Here is a 25,575-nt window from a genome sequence, read left to right as displayed (position 1 = left end):
TGCAGAGTGGGAACCGATTCGCGCCGACGGCCTCTATATTTACCCGGGGTATGCAGAAAATGGGTAATACCGGAGCCGTCAGCAGGTCGCGGCCCCGCTCTTTATATTTGGGGGAGACCGGACCAGGGACAAAACCGGTTATCTGGAGACATCAATGATACAACGCCTGCGTTCACTATTATCTCTTGTGCTGTTGGGGCTGCTCGCCAGCCCCGCGTTTGCGCTGTCCCTGGGCGGGGGAAGCAGCGGCGGTCTGGGCAACGACCAGCCGCCCACGGTGGACGAGGCGATCCAGGTGGTGGCGAATGCCGACTGGGATGAGCAAACAGTATTGGTGGGTTTCGAGCTTCTCGACGATGTCTATCTGTACCGCCAGCGCTTCGAGTTCATTCTCCGCGACACCAACGGCAATGTCCTGGATGATTTCTCCGGTTTCCAGATGCCGGCGGGCAAACCCAAGGTGGACCCGATATTCGGTGACGTCGAGGTGTTCTATCAGCGGCTGGAGGTGACCCTGCCGTTGCGCAGCGTGCCGTTGGCCGATACCGAACTGGAAGTGCGCTACCAGGGCTGCATCGAGGATTTGCTGTGCTACCCGCCGGCCAGCAAGACCTTTTCCTTCGAGGAGCCTCGTCCCGGCAAGTCCGCCATGGCGCTGAGCTCCACCGCTCCGGCCGCCGCGCCGACCGATTCGACAAGTGACGGGGGCTTCCTGGAGACGTTGTTTTCGGAGGACGCCAACGCCTTCAATCGCTGGATCTCCGGCCAGAGCCTGGGCCTGGTGATCGGGCTGTTCTTCGCCGGTGGTCTGCTCCTGGCGTTCACCCCCTGTGTGTTCCCGATGATTCCGATTCTCTCCGGTATCATCGCCGGGGAACAGCACCCCAGCGCCCGCCGCGGTTTCCTGCTCAGCAGCGCCTATGTGCTCGGGGTGGCGGTGCCCTACACCCTGGCGGGGCTGCTGGTAGCCCTGTTCGGGGCCGGGCTGAACCTTCAATTCCTGTTGCAGCAACCCGCCGCCATCATCACCAGTGTGGTCATTTTCGTACTGCTGGCACTGGCCATGTTCGGCCTTTATGAGTTGCAGTTGCCGGCGGCGCTGCGTGACCGGCTCAACCAGACCGGCCCGAAACGCAAAGGGCTGGTCGGTGCCGTCCTGCTCGGCATCATCTCCGCCCTGGTGGTGTCCCCCTGCGTCACCCCAATCCTCGCCGGCGCCCTGATCTACGTTGCCGGCAGCGGTGATGCTCTGACCGGTGCCGCCAGCCTGTTCGCTCTGTCCATCGGCATGGGCGTGCCGCTGATTCTGTTTGGCACCGGCGGCGGCCATTTGCTGCCACGGGCGGGCCTGTGGATGGAAGAGATCAAACGGTTCTTCGGCGTGGTCATGCTCGGGGTGGCTATCTGGCTGCTCGATCGCATCGTGCCGGCACCGGTGACCCTGGCGCTGTACGGTCTGTTGCTGGCGATTTACGGCGTGCAGTTGGGCGCCCTGGAACCGGTGAAAGAAGGCCGGTCCCGCCTGAAGCGGGGGGTTGCCCTGGTACTGACTCTGTACGGTGTGATTTTGCTGGTTGGCGCCGCTTCCGGCGCCCGCGACCCGTGGCAGCCGTTAGCGCACTGGCAGCAACCGGCAGCGCCGGTCACCACCACTGCCGGTCCCGAGCAACCCGCCGTGGCCAAGGACGATCACGGCCCCTGGCGCACACTTACCGGTCAGACCGCACTGCGCCAGGCCCTGGCGGAATCGTCCGGGACCGGACGGCCGGTGCTGGTGGACTTCTTCGCCGAGTGGTGCGTGGCCTGCAAGGTACTGGAGGAAACCACCCTGAGCCATCCGGACGTGCTGGCCACCATGAAGGGCTTCGATCTTTATCGGGTGGATATCACCGACATCAACAGCGAAAACCAGGCGATCATGACCGAATACAACATTTTCGGCCTGCCCAGCCTGGTGTTCTTCACCCCCGCCGGCGAGGAAGTTCCGGAATCCCGGGTGCTCGGCGAGATGGGACCGGAGCGCTTTATTCGCCATCTGGAGCAGACCGTGTTGCCGGTCACGTCGGGCTGATCCGCTTTGGCGGACTGGGCGCCGGGCTCGATTCGCGAGCGAGCTCGCTTCCCACAAGGAGCCACGGAGTCGCTGTGGGAAGCTGCTTGAGCAGCGAATGGTGTATTGCGTGTCAGTGGGCTGTTCCACAACCGTGGGCCACAGCTTGCTGGTACATGTAACGAATAGTGTAAAGTTCTTTTTTCGCCGGGCGATTCCCCCTAGACTGCAAACTTCGGGAAAAGCCCCGGCCTGATGCCGTTTTCCCTCCTGTTCACCGCAGATAACGACACATTCAGGGGTATCCATCTTGGCCACCATTCTGGTTCTGCACGGCCCCAACCTGAATCTGCTCGGCCAGCGCGAGCCGGACAAATACGGCGCCACCAGTCTGGCTGAGATCGACCAGGCCCTGCAGATCCGGGCCCGGAAGGCCGGCCATCATCTGCAGCATATGCAAAGCAATGCCGAATACGAATTGATCGAGCGCATCCACGCCGCCCGCGCGGAAGGCGTCGACTTCATTCTGATCAATCCGGCCGCGTTCACCCATACCAGCGTGGCATTGCGTGACGCTCTGCTGGCGGTGAGTATCCCGTTTATCGAGGTGCACCTTTCCAACATTCACCGGCGCGAAATCTTTCGCCATCACTCTTATTTCTCGGACATCGCCGAGGGAGTGATCTGCGGGCTCGGCGCCGACGGCTACCAATTGGCACTGGACGCGGCCATCCGCCGTCTGGGCACCGATGACGCCATCTGACTATTAACATCAACAGCTCTCAACAGGACTGGACATGGATATTCGAAAAATCAAGAAATTGATCGAGCTGCTGGAAGAATCCGGAATCGAAGAACTGGAAATCCACGAAAACGAAGAATCCGTGCGCATCACCCGGGGCGGCTGGCGCAACGCCGCGCCGGCACCGATCGCTCCGGTAGCGGCTGCTCCGGTGGCCCCGCAAACGGCCCCGGCTCCGGCGGCCGAACCGGAACCGGCGTCCCCGGCCGGTCATCTGGTCCGCTCACCGATGGTGGGCACCTTCTACCGGGCCTCTGCTCCCGGCGCCACGCCGTTCGCTCAGGTGGGCCAGAAGGTCAACGCCGGCGATGTGCTGTGCATCGTCGAAGCGATGAAAATGATGAATCAGATCGAAGCGGACAAATCCGGCACTATTGATGCCATCCTGGTCGAGGACGGCGAACCGGTGGAGTTCGACCAGCCGTTGTTCTCCATCGTTTAACGGAGGTCGAAATGCTGGAAAAAGTCGTCATTGCCAACCGCGGCGAGATCGCCCTGCGCGTGCTGCGCGCCTGCAAGGAAATGGGCATCCGCACCGTGGCGGTGTACTCCAAGGCCGACCGCGACCTGATGCACGTGCGTCTCGCCGATGAAGCGGTGTGTATCGGTCCGGCGCCGTCCACCGAATCCTATCTGAACATCCCCGCCATCATCAGTGCGGCGGAAGTGACCGACGCCGATGCCATTCACCCCGGTTACGGCTTCCTGGCGGAGAACGCCGACTTCGCCGAAAGCGTGGAACGCTCCGGCTTCACCTTCATCGGGCCGCGCGCCGACACCATCCGCCTGATGGGCAACAAGGTGTCCGCCATCGAGGCGATGAAAAAGGCCGGCGTGCCCACCGTCCCCGGCTCCAATGGTCCGGTGGGCGATGACCCGGAAGCCACCCAGGCGATGGCCGAGCAGATTGGTTACCCGGTCATCATCAAGGCCGCCGCCGGTGGTGGCGGGCGCGGCATGCGCGTGGTGGAACATGCGGACCAGTTGCTCAACGCGGTGACGCTGACCCGTTCCGAAGCCAAGAACGCCTTCGGTGATGCCACCGTGTATATGGAGAAATTCCTGCAGAAACCACGCCACGTGGAGATTCAGGTGCTCTCCGACGGCGCCGGTCACGCGATACATCTCGGTGATCGGGACTGCTCCCTGCAGCGCCGTCACCAGAAGGTGGTGGAAGAGGCGCCCGCCCCCAACATTCCGGCTCACCTGAAGGAAGAAGTGGCCCAACGTTGCGTCAATGCCTGTAAGGAGATCAACTACCGCGGCGCCGGGACCTTTGAGTTCCTGTACGAGAACGAGGGTTTCTATTTCATCGAAATGAACACTCGCGTGCAGGTGGAGCACCCGGTCAGCGAGATGATCACCGGCGTCGACATCGTCAAGGAACAGCTGCGCATCGCCGGCGGCGAAGGCCTGGCCTTGAAACAGGAAGACATCACCTTTCTTGGCCACGCCATCGAGGTGCGGGTCAATGCCGAGGATCCCAACACCTTCGTGCCCAGCCCCGGCAAGATCAGCTACTTCCATGCTCCCGGCGGCAATGGGGTACGGGTGGATTCCCACGTCTATGGCGGCTACACGGTACCGCCCTACTACGACTCGCTGATCGGCAAGATCATCACCTGGGGTGAAAACCGCGACGTGGCGTTTGCCCGCATGCGCAACGCTCTGGACGAGATCGTGGTGGAAGGGATCAAGACCAACGTGGCCCTGCACCGGGACAAGATATTCCGCGACGCCGCTTTCCAGGAAGGCGGCGTGGATATCCATTACCTGGAGAAGAAACTGGGTAATCATTAAGGCATCGCGGTCCTTTCTTGTATGGAGTCCTGTATGGAGTCCTGTATGGAGAGAACCGCTACAAAGCCGCTGTGGGAGACCAGTTCGCTGGCGAATTACCGGCCTCTGGCATTGACACATTCGCTTGCAAGCAAGCTTCCCACAGCGGCTTCGGAGCACAAACCGTGGGAGCCACCTTGGGTGCGTGTCCTTCAGCCCAGCAAATGCCGGACCCGCTCCGCCACCTCGCCGATCTCATGGGACGGCAGGTCGGCGGCATCCCGATAGCCCACCAACAATGCCTCCACCAGCTCATCCCGCAGATGCGGGCGATCTTCCTCGCAACGCAGGAAGTGCAGCCAGTTACGGCGCCGGGCCCAACGGGACATGGACCAGGGGCGCACCTTCATATCCAGCACGTCGATCAAACCGATGCGCAGACCGTCGATGACGATGTTGCCCGGATGCACGGAACGGAAAAAGACGCCCAAACGGTGCAGGCGGGCGATGAACACGCCCACCCGGTACATCAGTTGGGTGTCCACCTGCCCGCGAGCCAACATCTGGCGCAACGTCAGGCCCGGCATCGGCTGATACACCGCCACCGTATGCGGCTCGCCGATGATACGGTGCAGGCTTTCCACTTCCAGAGTGGGAATGCGTAATTGCGCCAGTTGCCGGGCGTGGCGGGCGAAGCGTACCGCCGCCGGGGACAGTAATTCGCGATTGAAGTAGCGTTTGCGCCGGAAGTACTTCAGATAGCGGCCATCACGCAGACGCAGCACCTTGATGCCGTGTCCGTCACGTTCGACCACTTCCGAGTGGCTGATCACGTCCTCCAACTGCTGACGACGGAGGGGATGAATCCTAATCATGGAAAAACGGCTCCTGAACCGTTTTAAAGGCGACCACCGCTATGGGGGCGCGAAAAGGGGAAATCAACGATGACCGTCAACGATAACGAGAGAAACGCGGCAGAATCGCCGGAGTGCGCGCCATATAGTCCAGATAGCGATGACCATACCGCTCCAGCATACGTTGCTCTTCCCTGGGCAACTGTAGCAAGTAAACCATTGTAAAGGTCAAAGCCGCGGCGGGGCCAGCCAGCCAGTTCTGTAACAGCAGCAATTGCGCCAGGGACCAAAGCAGCATGGCGGCGCAGGACGGGTGACGCAGATAACGGTACACCCCGCTATCCACTGGCCGTCGGGGACAACGGGTCAGATCCTCCTTGGCCCGCCAGAACAACCACACCGCGGCGCTGCCGAGCAGCAACCCCAGCCAGGCCACCTCATCCATGAACACAATATCGGCGAACTCAAACCAGGGCACCATCATGTCCAGGAAGGGAATCACCACCATGGTGCAGAACACCATGCCGACCAGGATGATTTGCTCCAGATCCGGCGAGGGGCGCGCCAGCGCGCGCGGACGCCGCAAACGCGGCATCGCGAACCGGTACAGCAAGGCGCTGGCGATCACCATCAGCACCAATATCAACTCGGCGGCATCTTCAGTCATAGGCTGGTCAGTCCGATAGACGAATCCGGATAGTACTCCTTAACGGCCGGTGAAAAAATAGCCGCTGTGCAAGTGCGAATGGCGGTGACGGCACACTCCGCCACGGCGCAAATTTTTCCGGTCGCCGTTATACTGCCGCTTCTCCATGGAGGTGTCATGACCTGGCAACAGCTACATCTGGCGTCCGACTCGCAACAGGCGGACGCTCTACAAGACGCACTGGAAACCCTGGGCGCGGTGGCGGTAACCCTGACCGACGGCGCCGATCAGCCGGTTTTCGAACCGCCGCCCGGCGCCCGGCCGCTGTGGCGGGCCACCGTGGTCACCGCCTTGTTCTCGGACCAGGACGACCTGCAAAACGTTCTCGAACGTCTGGATGCGCTGGGCCTGACGCCCCAGGATCATCGTATCGAGCGGCTTGAGGACCAGGTCTGGGAGCGGGCCTGGATGGACGACTTTGCCCCGATGCGCTTCGGTGAACGGCTGTGGATCGTACCCAGTTGGAGCGACCCGCCGGATCCGGCGGCGGTCAACCTGCGTCTGGATCCGGGCCTGGCCTTCGGCACCGGCACCCATGAAACCACCGCGCTGTGTCTGGAGTGGTTGGAGGCGGCGCCAGTGTCCGGCAAGCAAGTATTGGACGTGGGCTGCGGTTCCGGCGTGTTGTCCATCGCCGCCTTGCTACTTGGTGCCGGGCGGGCCCTGGGTAACGACATTGATGAGCAAGCGTTGCTGGCCAGTCGCGCCAACGCCGAGGCCAATCAAGTCGCCGACCGGCTCGATCTGTGTCCGGCGGACGCCATGCCGAGGGGTTTCCAGTGTGACGTTCTGGTCGCCAATATTCTGGCGGCCCCGCTGATCCAACTGGCGCCGACCCTGGCCGGATACTGCAAGCCCGGCGCGCTGCTGGCGTTGTCGGGCATCCTCGCCGAACAGGCCCGATCCGTGGCGGAGGCCTACCAACCCTGGTTCGATCTGTCGCCCATCGAGCAGCGCGGGGACTGGGTAAGAATAGACGGGGTTCGCAAGCTGTCCGCATAACAGTTGCGGCGGGATGGCATGATTCGGTAAAACTCCCTACACAGCCACTACACGAAAAATCCGACTCACGGACCGCCAGCGCATGACCGGCCCCTACAAGACCCGTTGCCCTCACTGCGAGGCGCAATTCAAGATCAGCGAGGAGCATCTGGCCCAGGCCAAGGGTGCGGTGCGCTGTGGTTCCTGCTTGCGCGTTTTTCAGGCCACCGAACACTTACTGGAAGGCCCGCCGCTGGTGCGGGAAGAAACGCCGGCACCGGCGGCGGACTGGTCGGCGGCACTCCCCGAGGAAGCACTCCCCGAGAAGACACCGGCTCCGGCCCCCTCAAGCCCTGACCGCATCCGCGCCGAAGACGACCGCCAGTTGCAACTGAGCGACAGCTTCCTGTCCCTGGAAAAGGAGGACCCGGTCCCCGATCTGGATCTGGAACTGGGCAACCATCCCCACGGGCAGACCGATGAATCCTGGGCCGAGGCTCTGCTGCAGGAACTCGAATCGGATCCCGAACCGGTCACCGCCGACACTAGAGACGCCGGCGCCCCCGCGACACCGCAACCCGCCCCGGCCGAACCGGAAGCGGCCGCGGACGACGCCTTTGAATTTCTTAACGGACCGGCCACCGCCCGTTCGGCGGCGCGGCGCGAACTGGACAGCCCTCCCCGCCGCAATCCGCTGGCGTTGTTGGGCTGGACTCTGGCGGTACTGCTGGCTCTGACGGTGCTGGCCGGCCAGTACCTGTTTTTCCATTTCGACACGCTGAGCAGGGATCCGCGCTGGCGCCCCGCTTTCGCCGAAGCCTGCGCGGTGGCCGGCTGCACCCTGCCGCCACGGGTGGATACCACTCAACTGCGGGGTACCAATCTGGTGGTACGCAGCCATCCACGATTCGACAATGCGCTGGTGGTGGATGCCCTGCTGTTCAATGAGGCGTCCTGGCCACAGCCGTTCCCGGAACTGGAATTGACCTTCATTGATCTGCAAGGCATGCCGGTGGCCCGGCGGCGCTTCCAGGCCGGCGAGTACCTGCGCGGAGAGTTGGCCGGGGCCGGGGCCATGCCGATCCGCACACCGATACACGTTTCCCTGGAAATCGTCGACCCGGGACACAAGGCGGTCAGCTACCATCTGAGACTGCTGCCGGCGGCCCAAAGGCCGGCGGCGCGGCTTTCCAACGTCCACTGAGCCGCATATCCCCGCTGCCGCCCTTTTCTCCCGGCGCCCGTGCCTCTATGATTGCCCCCCCCATGCCGGAGTCTCCACCCGGTGAACCCGTTCCGTCCAATCGAGGACCATCATGCGCATCGGCCCCCACGCCCTGCCCAATCCGGTGATCCTGGCCCCCATGGCCGGTGTCACGGATCGCCCGTTCCGGCGTCTGTGCCGGGAACTGGGCGCTGGCCTGGTGGTGTCGGAAATGGTGACCTCGGACACCCGCCTCTGGCAGTCGGCCAAGTCATCGCGCCGTCTTGATCACAGCGGCGAGCCTGGCCCGATCTCGGTGCAGATCGCCGGCGCCGATCCGCTGATGATGGCGGAGGCCGCCCGCGCCAACGTGGACCTGGGCGCCGAGATCATCGATATCAATATGGGCTGCCCGGCGAAAAAAGTCTGCAAACGGGCCGCCGGTTCCGCCTTATTGTCGGAGCCGGAGCTGGTGGCGCGGATTCTCGAATCGGTGGTGGCCGCCGTGCCGGTACCGGTCACCCTGAAAATCCGCACCGGCCCCACCCGCGACAACCGCAACGCGGTTCTGATCGCCCGCATCGCCGAACAGTCCGGCATCCAGGCGCTGGCCATTCACGGCCGCACCCGTGCCGACCGTTTCAATGGCGAAGCGGAATTCGACACCATCGGCGAGGTGGTCCGCTCCGTGGAGATCCCGGTTATCGCCAACGGCGACATCGATTCCCCACAAAAAGCGCAACGGATACTGCAAAGCACCGGTGCCGGTGGTATCATGATCGGCCGCGCTGCTCGGGGTAACCCCTGGATATTCCAGGATACGGTGCATTACCTGGAGCACGGTCGTTTAGCCCCGGCGCCATCGGTGGAAGAAGTACGCGCTCGCGTGCTCACTCATTTGAGTGACTTGCATGACTTCTACGGCACGTATTCCGGTGTGCGCATCGCTCGCAAACATCTGGGCTGGTACACCCAGAATTTGCCGGGCGGGGAGCATTTCCGGCGCGGATTCAACAACCTGGAAAAGGCCACCGACCAACGGCGGGCCATCGAGCAGTTTTTCCAACAGATCAGCGCCAGCAGTGACCGGTTGCGTATCGGTTGCTATGGCGGGGTGTCTGCCCGGAACAAAGACGGAGCATTGGCCGCATGACCCTTTCTTCCATGAAGACAGTCACTGCACGGACACTGACAGAAATGAACACCGCTGAATCGCGTAAACCGCATCTGACCCTCGCCCGCAGCGAAACCCACGATACACTGCGTAACTGCGTGCGACGGTCCATCACCGACTACTTCAATCAGCTGGATGGGGAAGCGGTCAGCGACCTGTACCAGATGGTGCTGGCGGAGATGGAAATTCCGCTACTGGAAAAAGTTCTGGAATACACCCGTGGCAACCAGACCAAGGCTGCTGAATTACTGGGCCTGAACCGCGGGACGCTGCGCAAGAAACTCAAGCAGTACGGTTTGCTGTAAGGATAACCCAGAATGCCGAGGGCAGTTCAGACTGCCCTTTTTTATTGAGTATCGCTAACACGCAACACGCTGGCACGCAACTGACAAACCCCGCTCCGCTGCTCCACACCAGGCGTGCAAGCGTGCAGCGTGTCGGCGTGCAAGCGTCACCAAAGGTGCCCCTCCCATGAGCAAGGTGGTAGAACGCGCGCTGATCAGCGTTTCCGATAAAACCGGTATTGTCGACTTCGCCCGGGCCCTGGCCAACCGGGGCGTGGAACTGCTCTCCACGGGCGGCACTTTCCGTGCCATCCAGGAGGCCAGCATCGCCGTTCGCGAAGTATCCGATTACACCGGCTTCCCGGAAATGATGGACGGACGGGTGAAGACCCTGCACCCCAAGGTGCATGGCGGCATCCTTGGCCGGCGCGGCCAGGATGATCAGGTCATGGCGGACAACGACATCCAGCCCATCGATCTGGTAGTGGTGAACCTCTACCCGTTCGAGCAGACCGTCGCCAACCCGGACTGCAGCCTGGAAGACGCCATCGAAAACATCGACATCGGCGGCCCCACCATGGTGCGCTCGGCGGCCAAGAACAATGCCCACGTGGGCATCGTCACCGACGCCGGCGACTACGCCCGCGTGCTGGAGGACATGAACACCAACAATGGCGCTTTGTCCGATGGGTTGCGCTTCGATCTGGCGATCAAGGCGTTCGAGCACACCGCCGCCTACGACAGCGCCATCGCCAACTATTTTGGCCGCCGGGTCGGCAACGGCAGCGCCGACTTCCCGCGCACCATCAATCTGAATTTCGTCAAGGCCCAGGAAATGCGCTACGGCGAGAACCCCCACCAGAAGGCGGCGTTCTACACCGAGCGGCGGCCCGGCGAGGCCTCCGTGGCCACTGCCCGGCAATTGCAGGGCAAGGAACTGAGCTACAACAACATCGCCGATACCGATGCCGCGCTGGAATGCGTCAAGTCCTTCACCAAGCCGGCCTGCGTGATCGTCAAGCACGCGAATCCTTGCGGCGTGTCGGTGAGCCTGGACGGCATCGGCAAAGCTTATGAGCTGGCTTTTCAGACCGACCCGGAATCCGCCTTCGGCGGCATCATCGCGTTCAATCGTGAACTGGACGCGGCCACCGCCAAGGCGATCGTCGACCGTCAGTTCGTGGAAGTGATCATCGCGCCCGCGGTGAGCGAGGAAGCCCTTGCCGTCACCGCCGCCAAGAAGAACGTGCGCGTGCTGGTGTGCGGCGAAATCAGCGGGCCGGCAAGCAGTGGCCTCGACTACAAACGCGTCAACGGCGGCCTGTTGGTGCAGGATCGGGACGTCGGCATGATCACCGAGGGGGATCTGAAAGTGGTCACCAAGCGGGCGCCGACGGAAGCCGAGATGCACGACCTGATCTTCGCCTGGAAAGTGGCCAAGTTCGTCAAATCCAACGCCATCGTCTACGCCAAAAACCGGCGGACGGTGGGTGTTGGCGCCGGCCAGATGAGCCGGGTGAACTCCGCCCGCATCGCCGCCATCAAGGCGGAACACGCCGGCCTGGAAGTGAAAGGCTCGGTGATGGCGTCCGATGCCTTCTTTCCGTTCCGCGACGGCATCGATAACGCCGCCGAGAACGGCATCCGCTGTGTGATTCAGCCGGGCGGCTCGATCCGCGACGAGGAAGTCATCGCCGCCGCCGACGAGGCCGACATGGCCATGGTCTTCACCGGCATGCGGCATTTCAGACACTGACGCTGGCACGCATGCACGCTACACGCACCACGCTCTTTTGCGTGCCAGCGTCGAGCGTGGTGCGTGAAAGCGACTCGAACGAAGTGAGAGACTCATGAAGGTCCTGATTATCGGTTCCGGCGGCCGTGAACACGCCCTGGCCTGGAAAGTGGCCCAGGCGGAGCATGTGGAAAAAGTGCTGGTGGCACCCGGCAATGCCGGCACCGCCCGCGAAGCCAAGTTGGAAAACGTGGCGGTGGATGTGCTGGATCTGCCCGCCCTGGCCGATCTGGCCGAGCGCGAGCAGGTGGCCCTGACCATTGTTGGCCCGGAAGCGCCGCTGGTGGAAGGCGTGGTGGATTACTTCCAGGAGCTCGGCCTGCGCTGCTTCGGCCCCAGCAAGGCAGCGGCCCAGTTGGAAGGCTCCAAGGCCTTCACCAAGGATTTTCTGGCCCGTCACCACATTCCTACCGCCGCCTATGGCAACTTCACCGATGTGGACGAGGCGCTGGCCTATGTTCGTGAACAGGGTGCCCCCATCGTAATCAAGGCCGACGGCCTGGCCGCCGGCAAAGGCGTGATCGTCGCCATGACGCTGCCGGAAGCGGAAGAGGCGGTGCGCGATATGCTCGCCGGTAACCGTTTCGGTGACGCCGGCCACCGCGTGGTGGTGGAAGAGTTCCTGGACGGTGAGGAAGCGAGTTTCATCGTCATGGCCGACGGCGAGCATATCCTGCCGATGGCCACCAGCCAGGACCACAAACGGGTGGGCGACGGCGACACCGGCCCCAACACCGGCGGCATGGGCGCTTATTCGCCAGCGCCGGTGGTCAGCGATGACGTGCACCAGCGCATCATGGATCAGGTGATCCGGCCCACCGTGGCCGGCATGGCCGCGGAAGGCATGCCCTACACCGGCTTCCTCTATGCCGGCCTGATGATCGACGCCGCCGGTCAGCCCAAGGTGATCGAGTACAACTGCCGCTTCGGTGATCCGGAAACCCAGCCGATCATGATGCGTCTGCAATCCGACCTAGCCGGGCTCTGCCAGGCCGCCCTGGATCGCCGCCTGGACCAGGTGGAAGCGCAATGGGACCCACGCCCGGCTTTGGGTGTGGTGCTGGCCGCCGGCGGCTACCCGGACGACTACGGCAAAGGGGACGCCATCGAAGGGCTGGACCAGGCCGATTCCGATCTGGTGAAGGTCTTCCACGCCGGCACCCGCGAGCAAGACGGCCAGGTGGTCACCAATGGCGGGCGGGTACTGTGCGTCACCGCCCTGGGTGACAGCGTCGCCGATGCGCAACGCAATGCTTACCGGGGGGTGGCCAGGATTTCCTGGAAAGACGCCTACCACCGTACTGATATCGGCTATCGCGCCGTGGCCCGGGAGCGCGGCTGACCCGGCTTTCACCCCCAATCTGGCGGTCATTCATTGATCGCCGCCACCCCGCGCAGGGAGCACCATGCCTGAATCGCTGCCGTTGTTTCTGCTGGCCGTCGCCATCGGCTCCTATATTCAGGCCGTCACCGGTTTCGCTCTCGGCATCTTCCTGCTGGCCGCCGTGACCCTGCTCCAACTTGGCTCGATCCCGACCACCGCCACCGCGCTGAACATCATGAATCTGGCCATGGGCGCGGTGGTGGCGGTGCCCCAACTAAGAAAGGCGGACGGCCGTATCATCGCGCAGAGCCTGATTGGCCTGGTTCCGGCCATGATCATCGGTGTGCTGCTTCTCAGCTATCTCAACAGCAATGCCCAGAATCTGCTCAAGGCGCTGCTTGGCGCCGTCATTGTCGCCGCCGGCCTGGTGCTGGTCTGCCGCCCGGATCCGCTGCCACGGCGTTCCTCACCGGCCGCTTTCGTCGGCACCGGTTTCCTCGGCGGGTTCTTCGGCGGCCTGTTCAGCGTCAGCGGCCCCCCGGTCGTCTATCAGCTCTATCGCCAACCGATCCCGGTCCAGACCATCCGCATCACCCTGCTGACGCTGTTCTCACTGGCGTCACTGGGGCGTTTGGTAGTGGTCGGATTGCATGGTGATCTGACCCTGGATGTGGTCAAGATCGGGCTGTTGTCGCTGCCGGTGGTGGCGGCGATGGCCTGGGTCGGCAACCGTTTCCCGCCGCCGGTCAGTGAGCGTACGCTGCGGCGCGGCATCTTCGTCCTGCTAATGCTGTCCGGCGGCGGCACCCTGCTGATGGCGCTGACCGCCTGACTCACTGCCTGCTCCAGGACCCTTATCACAAAACCGCGACCTATCCGGGAAAAGGCTTAAAGTAGCCGCTATCATCGGCCCTAACGCGACACCTCAAGACCGCTTGTCTCATCACAACCATAATGATCGTCGCCGGTGTATCGTCCGCTGCCGCTTCTGGCGCCGTGCGTTTGTTCAGGGGGGAAGTATGTCCATCACCACACCGGATCCGTCCCGGCTCGCCGAGTTTATTCCGTTCGACGGCCTCAGCCAGACTCACCTGCAGGCCATCCAGGGCCAGTTGGAAGTGCTGAATCTGCCCCCCGGTCGGATGGTGTTCAAACGGGGCCAGCACAGCGACAAGGCCTACTTTCTGGTGGACGGTGAACTGGATCTGATTGATGCCGGCTTCAGCGTGCGGCCGTTTTCCGCCGGCGATGACGAAAATTATCTGGCCCTGGACAACTGCGCGCCGCATACCGTCAACGCCATTACCCGCACCGGCGCCATCCTTTACACTCTGGATCGGGATAAGCTGGATCTGTTGATGGCCTGGACCGGCGCGGTCGATCTGTTGCCGCCGCCGGGACAGGAGGAGCAATGGGACTGGACCGACGCCCTGCTGGCGTCCGGCTTGTTCGCCCGCATCGCGCCGGCCAAGCTGCATACGCTGTTCATGCAGTTCAGGCCCCGGGAAGTGGAGATGGGCACCACCGTGGTCCGCGAAGGGGATGCCGGCGACACGTTCTACGTGCTCAAACAGGGGCAGGCCATGGTCACCCGTGGCCAGGGGCGCGGCACCGGTACCCTCGCCACTCTGGGACCGGGCCGTTTTTTCGGCGAAGACGCCCTGATCAGCGACCAGCCACGTAACGCCACCGTGACGATGACCAGCGATGGTGTGCTGATGTGCCTGGGGCAGGATGATTTCCAGGACATTCTGCAAGCCTCCGTGATCCGCCATCTGAATGAGGATACCCTCAACGACATGGTCCTCGACGGCGACCACGCTTGTATTCTGCTCGATGTGCGGTTACCGATGGAATTCCGGCATGACCGGACTCCCGGCGCCCGCAATATTCCGCTGGGCGAACTGAGACAAAAAGCCCCCGCCCTGGAGCGGGATTTCACTTATATACTGTGTTCCGCGGGTCGACGCAGCGAGTTGGGAGCCTATATCCTTTCCGAAGCCGGCCTCAATGCGTATGTGCTGGATCGGGAAACGAAGAAGGATGATGCCACCAAGGACGTTTTGGCCACGGAATAACACCCCTGGGCGGTGGCTGCCGCTGATATTCGGCCTGCTCTGGCTGGTCGCCGGCCGCGCCTGGGCGGCTCCCCCGCCGCCGTTCGTGATCAACAGCGAGCCGGACGATGCCCGCATTACCATCTATTCCGAATACCTGCCCGACCCGGACAATCATTATTCCCTGGAGGATGTGGTCAGCGGCGGCCTGGATCACCGGTTCCAACCAGCCTCCCGCTTCGTCGAACGGCTCGGGCTGAGCAACCACGACTGGTGGATTCGCGTTTCCATCCACAATGAGCTGTCCGATCAGCAGCGCTTCGCTCTGGTGATGGCTCCCCGTGCCTACCAGGACAGTCAGTTCTATGTTCCCGACGGCCCCCCCGGCACCACGCGCTATCGCACCCCGCTGCCAGATGAATCCTTTGTCCACCGCTACCCGATCCAGGTGCTCGATCTGCCCTTGGGCCAGCCGCGGGTCTTCTACTGGCGGGTGAATCCTCACGGTGAACTGGTCTATTCATTGACGCTCACCACCATGCAAAAAGCGCTCGGGGACAATCCTCTGTACGGCGTCTACTGGCTACTGATCGGCATGTTGCTGACCATGTCCCTGTACCATCTGGCTCTGGCCTTCATGCGTTCCGCCACCAGCCACGGCTACCACGCCCTGTTCGGCTTCTGCGTGGTCGGCCTTATCGTCGTCGGCGGCGGCTTCCTGGGCCATCAGGATGATCTCAGCAGTTGGGATCATCCATTGCGCCTCACCCTGCTCTCCGTGGCGCTGTTCGCCGCCTGCGGCGCCGGGCGCACCTTCGTCGACAGTCACCAGCACAGTCCCGCCCTGCACTACATCCTGCTGGTGCTGGGGGCTCTGGCCCTGGTGCAGATCCCGTTGCTGTTGATTCTGCCGTCACCAGCGGCGATGGGGCTGTGCAGCATCCTCGTTCTGCTGTCCGTTCCCTGTCTGGTCGCACTGGGTTATCAGGCCTGGCACCGGGAAGTGCCCGCCGGCGCCCTGTTCTTCTTCACCAGTATTCTGGTGGGCGTGCCGGTAGCCATTTTGTGCCTGGTAACCCTGGGCCTGCTGCATACCGGCCTGGATGTGCCACTGACATTGCTTCTGGTGTTCACCGTGGCGGGCAGCCTGCAAACCGCCGGTCTGCGTCTGCAGCATCAACGCCGCCAACGGCTCAGGGCGGAACAGTTACGCAATCAGGCCGTCACCGAGACCGTCGAGACCACCCGCCGCGAGACCCTGGCACGCATGGGGCACGACGCTCGCACCCCGCTCAGCGGCATCCTCGGCATGGCCGAATTGCTCGACGATACCCCACTGACCCCGAATCAGAAGGAGTGTGTCAGCGCCATCCACAACGCCGGCGAAAGCCTGTTGAAGATCATCAACGACGTACTCGAATATTCCCAGCTGTCCACATCGGGTACCGAGATCAGCCGCGAGGCTCTGGATGTGCACGAGCTACTGGTGGATGCCGTGGACCTGTTCCGGGAACGGGCCGAAGAAAAGCAGGTGGAGCTGATCACCCATGTGCACACCAATGTGCCAGCTCGCATGGAGGGGGATCCCGGACGCCTGCGCCAGGTGCTGACCAATCTGATTGGCGCCTTCATCCGCCAGGCACAGCATGGCGAACTGATCATTGATGTGTCGCTGGAACCCACCGGCCAGGCCGGCCAGGTGCGCTTTGAATTCGCTGGCACCGCTCTGCGCGCCGGCACCCTGCACGATCTGCGCGAAAACGGCGCCCGCCAGGACAGCAGCACCCTGAACCTGGCTATCGCCGAGCAATTGCTGGAAGCCATGGGCGGCCGCTGCGGACATCGCGACGGGCACAATCAGGAACCGGCCTACTGGTTCATCGTGCCGCTATCGGCGCTGGATGATCCGGCGCCCGATAATCCGGCGGACCGGGTCCCCCTGCTCGGACGCAGCATGCTGGTGGTGGATGATTCCACCACCGTCACCCGGGTGATCCGCCACCTGGCCCTGAGCTGGGGCATGCGTGTCACCGCCAGCAACGATCCACGCGAGGCGCTGGCCTCATTGCGCACCCAGGCCAATATCAACGAGCCCTACGACGTGGTGCTGCTGGACCACCAGATGCCGGGGATGACCGGGGTGCAACTGGCGGCACGGATCCACGAAGACCCGGTCATCACGCACTCGCCGGTATTGATCATGCTCACCGGCATCAGCAGTTCCCCCACCGATATGGACGCACGCAACGTCAGTATCCACCGGGTTCTGACCAAACCGGTGTCGGCGCCGCGCCTCAAACAGGTACTGAGCGAGGAACTGGGCCTGCAGCGCCCTTCAGCGCCACGCCAGCGCAGCGAAAGCCCTGACCCCGGACTACAGGTGCTGGTGGTCGAGGACCACAAGCTGAGCCAGAAGGTAATCCGCGGCATGCTCAATAAGCTGGGAATTTCTCCGGAACTGGCCGCCAACGGCCTCGAGGCCCTCAACCGCGCCACCCAGAAGCGTTACGACCTGATCCTGATGGACTGCGAAATGCCAGAGATGGACGGATTCGAGGCCACCCGCCGGATTCGTGCCCACGAGCGGGAAAATGGTCTGGTGGCGGTCCCCATTGTCGCCCTCACCGCCCATATCCTGCGCGAGCACCGGGAGCGCAGCCTGGCATCGGGAATGAACGCCCACATCCCCAAGCCGGTGGAACTGAATGTGCTTCGTGACGTACTGATTCGCTTTACCCGGCGCGGGGTGGAGGAATCCAGGGAAGAATCCTGACCCGCGCGAGGCGCGCCGCCGCGACGATGGCGAGCGTTGCCTGCTACACTATCGCCCCGGCCATACCGGCGTCCGCCACGGACATCCGCATGGCCGGCTTACCATCCGCCCCATGAGCATCGTGGAGAAGTCGTGATGACGGGTCGTCACCTGACGCCAGTGGACCAATTGCTTAGCCGCGTGGACAACGCGCTGCGCACCCTTACTCCCGGATCCACCCGGGCCTCCCGGCAGCCCGCCGCCCAATCCAGCGATGACGAAGCCGCCATCAAGGACCGGAGCGCCCCCCTGGACACCCGGCAGCAGCGCCATATCGCCGGTCTGATGCGCATCAACCACACCGGCGAGGTCTGTGCCCAGGCGCTGTACCAGGGCCAGGCCAGCACCGCCACCTTGCCCCACGTGCGTCATGCCATGGAGGAAGCCGCCCGGGAGGAGGAAGATCATCTGGCCTGGTGCGAGGACCGTATTCGCGAACTGGGCAGCGTGCCCAGCCGTCTGAATCCGCTGTTCTACGCCATGAGCTACACTCTCGGCGCCGGCGCCGGTCTGGCCGGAGACCGCTGGAGCCTGGGCTTTGTCTCGGAAACCGAACATCAGGTCGTGCGCCATCTGGAGCGCCACCTGTCCGAACTGCCCGCCGCCGATCACCGCACCCGTGCCATCCTTGAACAGATGCGCGAAGACGAGTTGAAACACGCCGTCACCGCCGAAGACGCCGGCGGCACCCCCCTCCCCACCCCGATCCGCCGCGTCATGACCCTGATGAGCAAGGTCATGACGTTCACCACCTACAGAATTTAGTGAACACAGTTGACAGTTGATAGTGGACAGTTGACAGCGAAAAGCAAAAGTACGCGGACCATGCGCTTTCTGTGGGAGCGTGCTTGCAAGCGAATCTTGCCAAACGCTTGAGCCAACCCCATTCGCTTGCAAGCAAGCTCCCACAGCGGCTAAAGATCACCTTTTTTGTTTTTCTGTTTGGTGTTCGCCGTCAACTGTCCACTATCAACTGTCAACTGCCCTTTTCTACATGTTCCGGCTGTAGAAAATCTCCAGCATCTCGGTTTGCAGGCGTTCCTTGATTTCGGCCAGTTCGACATCGTCGAATTCGTCGCTACCGGCACCGAACAGGTAGTTTTCGATGTCGAAGTCCTTGAGCAGCATCTTGGTGTGGAAGATGTTCTCCTGGTACACGTTGACGTCGATCATCTGGTAGGCGTTCTGGGTGTCCTCGACCAGGAAGTTCTGTATCGAAGTGATGTCGTGATCGATGTAGTGCTTGGTGCCGTCCAGATCCCGTGTCATGCCGCGAACCCGATAGTCGATGGTGACGATATCGGAGTCGAAGCTGTGAATCAGGTAGTTCAGCGCCCGCAGCGGCGAGATCACACCACAGGTGGACACATCCACATCCACCCGGAACGTGGAAATGCCGTTATCCGGATGGGATTCCGGATAGGTGTGGACGGTCACATGGCTCTTGTCCAGGTGCGCCACCACCGTGTCCGGCAACGGCCCCGGCGCCTCTTCGTCCCAGTCAGTACCGCTCGGCGGGGTCTCGTGTTCCGCGATCAGCATGGTCACGCTGGCGCCCTGCGGGTCGTAGTCCTGGCGGGCCACGTTGAGGACGTTGGCGCCGATGATGCGCGTCACGTTGGTGAGGATTTCAGTCAGCCGCTCCGCATTGTAGAGCTCATCGATGTATTCGATGTACTCCTTGCGATGCTGCTCGGTCTTCGCGTAGGCGATGTCGAAAATATTGAAGCTGAGCGACTTGGTCAGGTTGTTGAAACCGTGCACCGAAATCTTGGGATTGGGATCTTTTACCACCGCGTTTCCCCGTTGGCGGTCGTCACCGCCCATGGTTTTACTCACTCACTCCCGGATACGCCTGAGCGCACCGGGATCCGCAGGTTATTTGGCGCCGGCCCAGGCCCGTCCGGCGCCTCGTCGCCTTGGCGAAGGGTATCCGCTCAGGCTTCGATGGTATAGCTGTGGGTGACTTCCACACCACCACGGGTGAGCATGATCGACGCGGAGCAGTATTTCTCCGCCGACAATGACACCGCCCGCTTCACCTGCGCCTCCTTGAGATCCTCGCCGGATACCACGAAGTGCAAATGAATTTTTGTGAATACGGCGGGGACTTCGTCCTCCGCCCGCTCCGCGCTCAGCTCACAGCGGCAGCCCGTCACATTCTGGCGGGATTTACGCAGAATATGCACCACATCAAACGCGGAACAGCCGCCGACGCTCATCAGCAGGGTTTCCATCGGGCGCGGACCGCGATTCTGGCCGCCATGATCGGGCGGACCGTCCATAAGGATGGTGTGACCGGAACCGGATTCCGCCTGAAAACAAGCTTCGCCCTGCCATTCAACCACGGCTTTCATCACTTACTCCTGCTCGGCACCGGAGCGGCTCACCAGGCCCGCCCCCAAATGGGCGCGCAGATTACCACAGAGCGGCCCCGCGACCATACCCTTGGAGCCAGCTCATGGTCTCCTCGCCACCGCGTTGACCACCTCCGAACGCCCCCGACAGCGGACCGGTGTCACCCCTTTGCGCACTCGCGGGCTCCCACCCTTGGCAGCGATGTGAAAAACAGGCAATATCCTTGAGCTTAATCGGCTAAGACATTCTTCTGGCTTAAGCAGAGACCCCATGAGCGACGGCAACAAGATTATTCCCAATCTGGACCACTTTCTGGCCAACTGCCACCGTCGGCGGTATCCGGCGAAGAGCACCATTATCTACGCTGGCGATGAATCCGACGCCCTTTATTACATTCTCCGTGGCTCGGTCACGGTGATGATCGAGGACGACGACGGTCGCGAGATGATCATGGCGTACCTCAACGAAGGTGACTTCTTCGGTGAAATGGGCCTGTTCGAGAGCGACCCTTCCCGCTCCGCCTGGGTAAAAGCGAAGACCGAGTGCGAAGTGGCCGAGGTGAGCTACGCCAAATTCCGCCAGTTGACCCGGGAAGACGCCGACATTCTGTTCGCCGTATCGGCGCAACTGGCTGGCCGTCTGCGCGCCACCACCCGCAAGGTGGGCGATCTGGCCTTTCTGGACGTCACCGGCCGGGTCGCCGGCACCCTGCTGGATCTGTGCAAGCAACCCGACGCCATGACCCACCCGGACGGCATGCAGATCAAGGTCACCCGCCAGGAAATCGGCCGCATCGTCGGCTGCTCCCGCGAGATGGTCGGCCGGGTTCTCAAGAACCTGGAAGAACAGGGCCTGGTGTCCGTGAAGGGCAAGACCATGGTGGTGTATGGCACGCGCTAAGCGCGTGCCAAGTTGACAGTTGATAGTGAGCAGTTGACAGCCAAAAGCAAACAGAAAAACAAAACAGGTGATCTTTAGCCGCTGTGGGAGCGTGCTTGCAAGCGAATCTCGCCAAGCGCTTGAGCCAACCCCATGCGCGTGCAAGCACGCTCCCACAGAAAACGCATGGACTGGCTTTTGATTTTCGCTGCTAACTATTCACTGTTCACTATTAACTAGAAAAACAGCTTTTTCAGCGCCGCGCCGGGGTCTTCCTCGCGCATGAAGGCCTCGCCAACCAGAAAGCCGTGGATGCCGTTATCGCGCATCAGGCGCACATCGGCGCGGGTGTGGATGCCGCTCTCGGTGACCACCAGGTGATCGGCGGGCACTTGCGGGGCCAGTTCCAGGGTGGTGTCCAGGCGGGTTTCGAAGGTGCGCAGGTCACGGTTGTTGATACCCACCACTTCCACGTTCAGTTTCATGGCCCGCTCCAGTTCCTCTCCGGAGTGCACTTCCACCAGCACGTCGCAGCCGGCTTGCTGAGCGGCGTGATAGAGCTCGTCCATCTGCGCGTCGGATAATGCCGCCACGATCAGCAGAATAGCGTCCGCGCCCATGGCCCGGGTTTCGAACACCTGCCAGGGGTCAACGATGAAATCCTTGCGCAGCACCGGCAGCGACACCGCGTTACGGGCCGCGCGCAGATAGTCCTCATGGCCCTGGAAGAACTCCTGATCGGTGAGCACGGACAGACAGGCGGCGCCGTTTTCCTCATAGCGGCGGGCGATATCCACCGGGTCGAAGTTCTCACGAATAACCCCCTTGCTGGGAGAGGCTTTCTTGATTTCCGCGATTACCGCCGGCTTGCCCTCGGCCACGCGATCGTACAGCTTTCGATGGAACCCTCTCGCCCGCCGCTGGTTCTCCGCCAGCGCCCGCAGGTCCCCCATGCTGTAACGGCGCTTACCGTCGGCGATCTCCTGCTCTTTACGTTCGATGATGCGATCAAGAATGGTGCCGTTGCTCATGGCCGCTCCTGGCTGTCTGCGCGGGCCGCGCCGGCCCGCTTTCTTTATCGAGGGTGGTCAAGCCACTCCCATTAGAACGCTCCCGGCGGGGGATGTTCAAAGGCCTTACGTTAAATCCTGTTCAATCCGCGGCGTTCAATCCGCCGCTTTCAAGGCGCGGCAAAACTGGGCCAGTTCCCGCATGCGCTCGGCGGCTTCACCGTTATGAATCAAATCATCCGCCATCCGCACGCCTTCCGCCAGCGTGCGGGTCACCCCGGACACATAGATCGCCGCGCCGGCGTTCAGCGCCACCATGTCCGCGGCCTTGGCCGACACCGGTCCGGTACGTTTGCCGAACGCATCCCGGATCAGCGCCAGCGACGCCTTGGGATCGGTAACGTTCAGCCCCACCAGAGAATCGGACTCAATGCCCACGTCTTCCGGCGTGATCTGGAACTCCCGTACTTCACCATCCTTGAATTCCGCCACATGCGTGCGGCCCGCCAGAGTGATCTCGTCCAGGCCATCATGGCCATGCACCACCATCACATGCTCCGCGCCCAGACGCCCCATCACTTCGGCCATGGGCCGGCAAAGCCGGTCGGAGAAGACGCCCACCACCAGCCGTTGGACGGCGGCGGGATTGGTCATCGGGCCGAGAATATTGAACAGCGTGCGCATGCCCAATTCCTTGCGCGGGCCGATGGCGTACTTCATGGCGCTGTGATGACCGGGGGCGAACATGAACCCCACGCCGACCGCGTCAACGCACTGGGCCACCTGCTCCGGCGTCAGGTCCAGATCGACGCCGGCGGCCTCCAGCAGATCCGCTGAGCCGCTCTTGGAACTGACCGAGCGACCGCCGTGCTTGGCCACCCGGCAACCGGCGGCGGCGGCGACGAAGGCGCTGGCGGAGGACACATTGAACAGATTGGCGCCATCACCGCCGGTACCGACGATATCCACCAGATGGCGGCGGTTCTCGATGGTCACCGGTTTCACCAGCTCGCGCATCACCATGGCGGCACCGGTGATCTCGTCCAGGGATTCGCTCTTCATCCGCAGCCCCACCAGGAAACCGCCGATCTGAGCGTCGGTGGCGCCGCCGGTCATGATCTGGCGCATCACTTCGCGCATTTCCTCGGTGGACAGATCAATATGGTCCACCACCCGCGCCAGCGCGTCCTGAATATTCATGCTCATTGCCCCCCCTGCTCGAGAAAGTTCTTCAACATGGCGTGGCCATGCTCGGTCAGAATCGACTCTGGATGGAACTGCACCCCTTCCAGGGGCAGTTCTTTATGCCGCATGCCCATGATCTCTTCCATTTCGCCCTGCTCATTCCCGGTCCAGGCGGTGATCTCAAAACACTCGGGCAGCGTCTCCCGGGCCACCACCAGGGAATGATAGCGAGTGGCGATGAACGGGCTCGGCAGGCCGGCGAACACCCCCTGGCCGGTATGGTGCACCGACGAGGTCTTGCCGTGCATCACTTGCCCGGCACGCACCACCTTTCCACCGAACGCCTGCCCCAGGGACTGATGTCCCAGACAGACGCCGAGAATCGGCAGCTTGCCGGCGAAATGGCGGATCGCCTCCACGGAAATACCGGCTTCGTTGGGCGAACAGGGCCCCGGCGAAATCATCAGCCGATCCGCCGCCAGCGCTTCCATGCCGGCCAGATCAATCTGGTCGTTGCGGTGCACCAGCACCTCGGCCCCCAGTTCCTGCAGATACTGGACCAGGTTATAGGTGAAGCTGTCGTAGTTATCGATCATCAAGACCCGCATCAGCGTTCCCCCTCGTCCAGATTCAGCCCGCCCAGGGCCATGTTCACCGCGCGGAATACGGCGCGGGCCTTGTTCATGGTCTCTTTCCATTCCAGATCGGGCTGGGAGTCGGCCACCACGCCGCCGCCGGCCTGCACATAGAGCCGGCCGTCCTTGACCACCGCGGTGCGGATCGCGATCGCCATGTCCATGTCGCCATCGAAGCCGATATAGCCCACCGCGCCGCCGTAGACACCCCGTTTGGTGGGCTCCAGCTCGTCGATGATTTCCATGGCGCGGATCTTCGGCGCGCCGCTCAGGGTGCCGGCGGGGAAAGTGGCCCGCAGCACGTCCAGCGGCCCCAGTTCCGGACGCAGTTTGCCTTCCACATTGGAGACGATATGCATCACGTGGGAATAGCGCTCCACCGCCATTTTCTCGGTCAGCTTCACTTCCCCCGGTCTGGCCACCCGGCCAACATCATTGCGGCCCAGATCGATCAGCATCAAGTGTTCGGCCAGTTCCTTCGGGTCCGCCAGCAGCTCTTCTTCCAGCTCCCGGTCCCGCTCCGGTGTTGCGCCGCGCTTGCGGGTGCCGGCAATGGGCCGCACGGTAACCGTGTCGCCCTCGACCCGGGTGAGAATCTCCGGCGAGGAGCCGGCGATATGGAAATCTTCCAGGTCCAGATAGAACATGTAGGGGGAAGGGTTGAGATAGCGCAAAGCGCGATAAAGATCCATGGCCGGTGCCGGGAATTCACAGCTCATGCGCTGCGCCGGCACCACCTGCATCACATCTCCCGCCAGGATGTATTCACGAATCGTTTCCACCGCCTGGCCATGCCGGTCGCGGGGAAACTCGGAGACGAAATCCTCTTCCCCCACCGGTTCGCCATAGCGATGGTGGCCGGGCTCGGACAACGGCGCCCGCAGCTTCGCCTCCAACTCATCCAATCGGCGCAACGCCCGACCCTCGGCGTGGCTGTCCGCCGGGTCCACCTGCACGATCAGGAACAGGCTGCCGCGCAGGTTATCGAACACCACCACTTCCTCGGAGCGCATCAGCAGGATATCCGGCACGCCTAGCACGTCTTCCCCCGGCGCCGGCCCCAGACGCGGCTCGAAGTAACGCACGCTGTCGTAGCCGAAGTAGCCCACCAGCCCCCCGTTGAAACGGGGCAGACCGGGAATTTCCGGGGTGTTGTATTCCTGCCGGTAGGCCTCGATCCAGGCGATCGGATCCGGCACGTCCAACTGGCGTTCGCCGTCGGCGTCGGTAATCAGAATGCGCCGGCCGTGGATACGGATCACCTCCGCCGCCGGCAGGCCGATCATGGAGTAACGCCCCCAGCGCTCCCCACCCTGCACGGACTCGAACAGATAGCTGTAAGGCCCGGCGGCCAGTTTGCGATAGGCGGACAGCGGCGTGTCCAGATCCGCCAGCACTTCACGCACTACCGGTACGCGGGTGTAACCCTGGCGGGCATACTCATCCAGATTTCGTGGTGACATGGTGGTCCCCGATCTTGATACAGACGACAGATTGTAGACGGAAATAAAACGCGAGGGGTGCCGCTATCGGCAAAGGAAGCGGCAAGCGAAGAGCGTCACCATCGCCAGGCGGCGACGGAGCGGGGCAGGAACTTGATGTGGAGGTCGGTGCGGTTCACCGGCTTTCCTTCGACTTTTTGTGTTGAGACCGGATTCTAGGGCGTGCCGCGCCGGGGCGCAACAC

At 62.6% G+C, this 25,575-nt stretch carries 23 protein-coding genes; 15 read left to right on the top strand and 8 right to left on the bottom strand.

The features are described from left to right. Positions 1-154 precede the first annotated feature (154 nt). The 4 genes from dsbD to accC all read left to right on the top strand — a co-directional run bounded on the left by dsbD (position 155) and on the right by accC (position 4,652). A complete protein-coding gene (dsbD, locus tag E0L37_RS12075) occupies positions 155-2,071 on the top strand; it encodes a protein-disulfide reductase DsbD (RefSeq protein ID WP_166643056.1) in 1,917 nt (638 codons plus the stop codon). A gap of 289 nt (positions 2,072-2,360) precedes the next feature. Then, positions 2,361-2,813 (top strand): type II 3-dehydroquinate dehydratase, encoded by a 453-nt coding sequence (gene aroQ / locus E0L37_RS12070; RefSeq protein WP_133491977.1) that lies wholly within the window; start codon positions 2,361-2,363, stop codon positions 2,811-2,813. A gap of 34 nt (positions 2,814-2,847) precedes the next feature. Continuing rightward, positions 2,848-3,294: an acetyl-CoA carboxylase biotin carboxyl carrier protein gene (gene accB, locus E0L37_RS12065; RefSeq protein ID WP_133491976.1), complete on the top strand. Its 447-nt coding sequence runs from the start codon at positions 2,848-2,850 to the stop codon at positions 3,292-3,294. A gap of 11 nt (positions 3,295-3,305) precedes the next feature. After that, a complete protein-coding gene (gene accC / locus E0L37_RS12060) occupies positions 3,306-4,652 on the top strand; it encodes an acetyl-CoA carboxylase biotin carboxylase subunit (RefSeq protein ID WP_133491975.1) in 1,347 nt (448 codons plus the stop codon). Positions 4,653-4,843: 191 nt separating this feature from the next. Here accC and E0L37_RS12055 read toward each other — a convergent pair whose 3' ends face one another. After that, positions 4,844-5,506, bottom strand: coding sequence for a toluene tolerance protein (locus tag E0L37_RS12055; RefSeq protein WP_133491974.1), 663 nt, complete (start codon positions 5,504-5,506; stop codon positions 4,844-4,846). Between the two features lie 76 nt (positions 5,507-5,582). Further along, positions 5,583-6,152, bottom strand: coding sequence for a methyltransferase (locus E0L37_RS12050; protein WP_133491973.1), 570 nt, complete (start codon positions 6,150-6,152; stop codon positions 5,583-5,585). A gap of 156 nt (positions 6,153-6,308) precedes the next feature. Here E0L37_RS12050 and prmA point away from each other — a divergent pair, with 156 nt between their 5' ends. The 10 genes from prmA to coq7 all read left to right on the top strand — a co-directional run bounded on the left by prmA (position 6,309) and on the right by coq7 (position 18,587). Further along, the gene (gene prmA, locus E0L37_RS12045; protein ID WP_133491972.1) at positions 6,309-7,193 is read left to right on the top strand and encodes a 50S ribosomal protein L11 methyltransferase; all 885 of its coding nucleotides are present in this window, start codon (positions 6,309-6,311) and stop codon (positions 7,191-7,193) included. An 82-nt stretch (positions 7,194-7,275) separates the two neighbouring features. Further along, complete coding sequence (locus E0L37_RS12040; protein WP_133491971.1) at positions 7,276-8,376, top strand: zinc-ribbon and DUF3426 domain-containing protein; 1,101 nt, start codon at positions 7,276-7,278, stop codon at positions 8,374-8,376. Between the two features lie 112 nt (positions 8,377-8,488). Next, positions 8,489-9,529, top strand: a complete 1,041-nt coding sequence (gene dusB, locus E0L37_RS12035; protein ID WP_133491970.1) for a tRNA dihydrouridine synthase DusB — start codon at positions 8,489-8,491, stop codon at positions 9,527-9,529. Then, positions 9,526-9,855, top strand: a complete 330-nt coding sequence (gene fis / locus E0L37_RS12030) for a DNA-binding transcriptional regulator Fis (RefSeq protein WP_370450527.1) — start codon at positions 9,526-9,528, stop codon at positions 9,853-9,855. Before dusB ends, fis begins: the two co-directional genes overlap by 4 nt. Positions 9,856-10,021: 166 nt before the next feature. After that, a complete protein-coding gene (gene purH, locus E0L37_RS12025; RefSeq protein WP_133491969.1) occupies positions 10,022-11,590 on the top strand; it encodes a bifunctional phosphoribosylaminoimidazolecarboxamide formyltransferase/IMP cyclohydrolase in 1,569 nt (522 codons plus the stop codon). A gap of 94 nt (positions 11,591-11,684) precedes the next feature. Further along, entirely contained in the window at positions 11,685-12,971 is a 1,287-nt protein-coding gene (gene purD / locus E0L37_RS12020; protein WP_133491968.1) for a phosphoribosylamine--glycine ligase, read from the top strand. A gap of 64 nt (positions 12,972-13,035) precedes the next feature. Continuing rightward, positions 13,036-13,785, top strand: a complete 750-nt coding sequence (locus E0L37_RS12015; protein ID WP_133491967.1) for a sulfite exporter TauE/SafE family protein — start codon at positions 13,036-13,038, stop codon at positions 13,783-13,785. Positions 13,786-13,972: 187 nt separating this feature from the next. Further along, on the top strand, positions 13,973-15,031 hold the full coding sequence (locus tag E0L37_RS12010; RefSeq protein ID WP_133491966.1) for a cyclic nucleotide-binding domain-containing protein: 1,059 nt from the start codon (positions 13,973-13,975) through the stop codon (positions 15,029-15,031). Continuing rightward, positions 14,997-17,783 carry a hybrid sensor histidine kinase/response regulator gene (locus E0L37_RS12005; protein WP_133491965.1) on the top strand — a complete coding sequence of 929 codons (2,787 nt, stop codon included), beginning with the start codon at positions 14,997-14,999 and terminating at the stop codon, positions 17,781-17,783. The genes E0L37_RS12010 and E0L37_RS12005 overlap by 35 nt, the downstream gene beginning before the upstream one ends. A 132-nt stretch (positions 17,784-17,915) precedes the next feature. Then, entirely contained in the window at positions 17,916-18,587 is a 672-nt protein-coding gene (gene coq7 / locus E0L37_RS12000; RefSeq protein WP_133491964.1) for a 2-polyprenyl-3-methyl-6-methoxy-1,4-benzoquinone monooxygenase, read from the top strand. 225 nt (positions 18,588-18,812) lie between these two features. Here coq7 and speD read toward each other — a convergent pair whose 3' ends face one another. After that, positions 18,813-19,649: an adenosylmethionine decarboxylase gene (speD, locus tag E0L37_RS11995; protein ID WP_133492005.1), complete on the bottom strand. Its 837-nt coding sequence runs from the start codon at positions 19,647-19,649 to the stop codon at positions 18,813-18,815. 110 nt (positions 19,650-19,759) lie between these two features. Next, on the bottom strand, positions 19,760-20,179 hold the full coding sequence (locus tag E0L37_RS11990; RefSeq protein ID WP_133491963.1) for an OsmC family protein: 420 nt from the start codon (positions 20,177-20,179) through the stop codon (positions 19,760-19,762). A gap of 271 nt (positions 20,180-20,450) precedes the next feature. On the opposite strand from E0L37_RS11990, the gene crp reads away from it, so the two are divergent. Beyond that, positions 20,451-21,080 carry a cAMP-activated global transcriptional regulator CRP gene (crp, locus tag E0L37_RS11985; protein ID WP_014993366.1) on the top strand — a complete coding sequence of 210 codons (630 nt, stop codon included), beginning with the start codon at positions 20,451-20,453 and terminating at the stop codon, positions 21,078-21,080. A gap of 215 nt (positions 21,081-21,295) precedes the next feature. Here the strand turns inward: crp and trpC are convergent, their stop codons facing one another. From trpC to trpE, 4 genes are all read right to left on the bottom strand, one after another. Beyond that, positions 21,296-22,090 (bottom strand): indole-3-glycerol phosphate synthase TrpC, encoded by a 795-nt coding sequence (gene trpC, locus E0L37_RS11980; protein WP_133491962.1) that lies wholly within the window; start codon positions 22,088-22,090, stop codon positions 21,296-21,298. 135 nt (positions 22,091-22,225) lie between these two features. Next, entirely contained in the window at positions 22,226-23,269 is a 1,044-nt protein-coding gene (gene trpD / locus E0L37_RS11975) for an anthranilate phosphoribosyltransferase (protein WP_133492004.1), read from the bottom strand. Positions 23,270-23,271: 2 nt separating this feature from the next. After that, positions 23,272-23,862 (bottom strand): aminodeoxychorismate/anthranilate synthase component II, encoded by a 591-nt coding sequence (locus E0L37_RS11970; protein WP_133491961.1) that lies wholly within the window; start codon positions 23,860-23,862, stop codon positions 23,272-23,274. After that, positions 23,862-25,352: an anthranilate synthase component I gene (trpE, locus tag E0L37_RS11965; protein ID WP_133491960.1), complete on the bottom strand. Its 1,491-nt coding sequence runs from the start codon at positions 25,350-25,352 to the stop codon at positions 23,862-23,864. Before trpE ends, E0L37_RS11970 begins: the two co-directional genes overlap by 1 nt. Positions 25,353-25,575: the final 223 nt, after the last annotated feature.

The organism is Alcanivorax sp. 24 (assembly GCF_004360225.1).
GTDB lineage: Bacteria > Pseudomonadota > Gammaproteobacteria > Pseudomonadales > Alcanivoracaceae > Alloalcanivorax > Alloalcanivorax xiamenensis.
The sequence above is the reverse complement of the archived record's forward strand: the minus strand, read 5'-3'. Positions and strand labels throughout refer to the sequence as shown.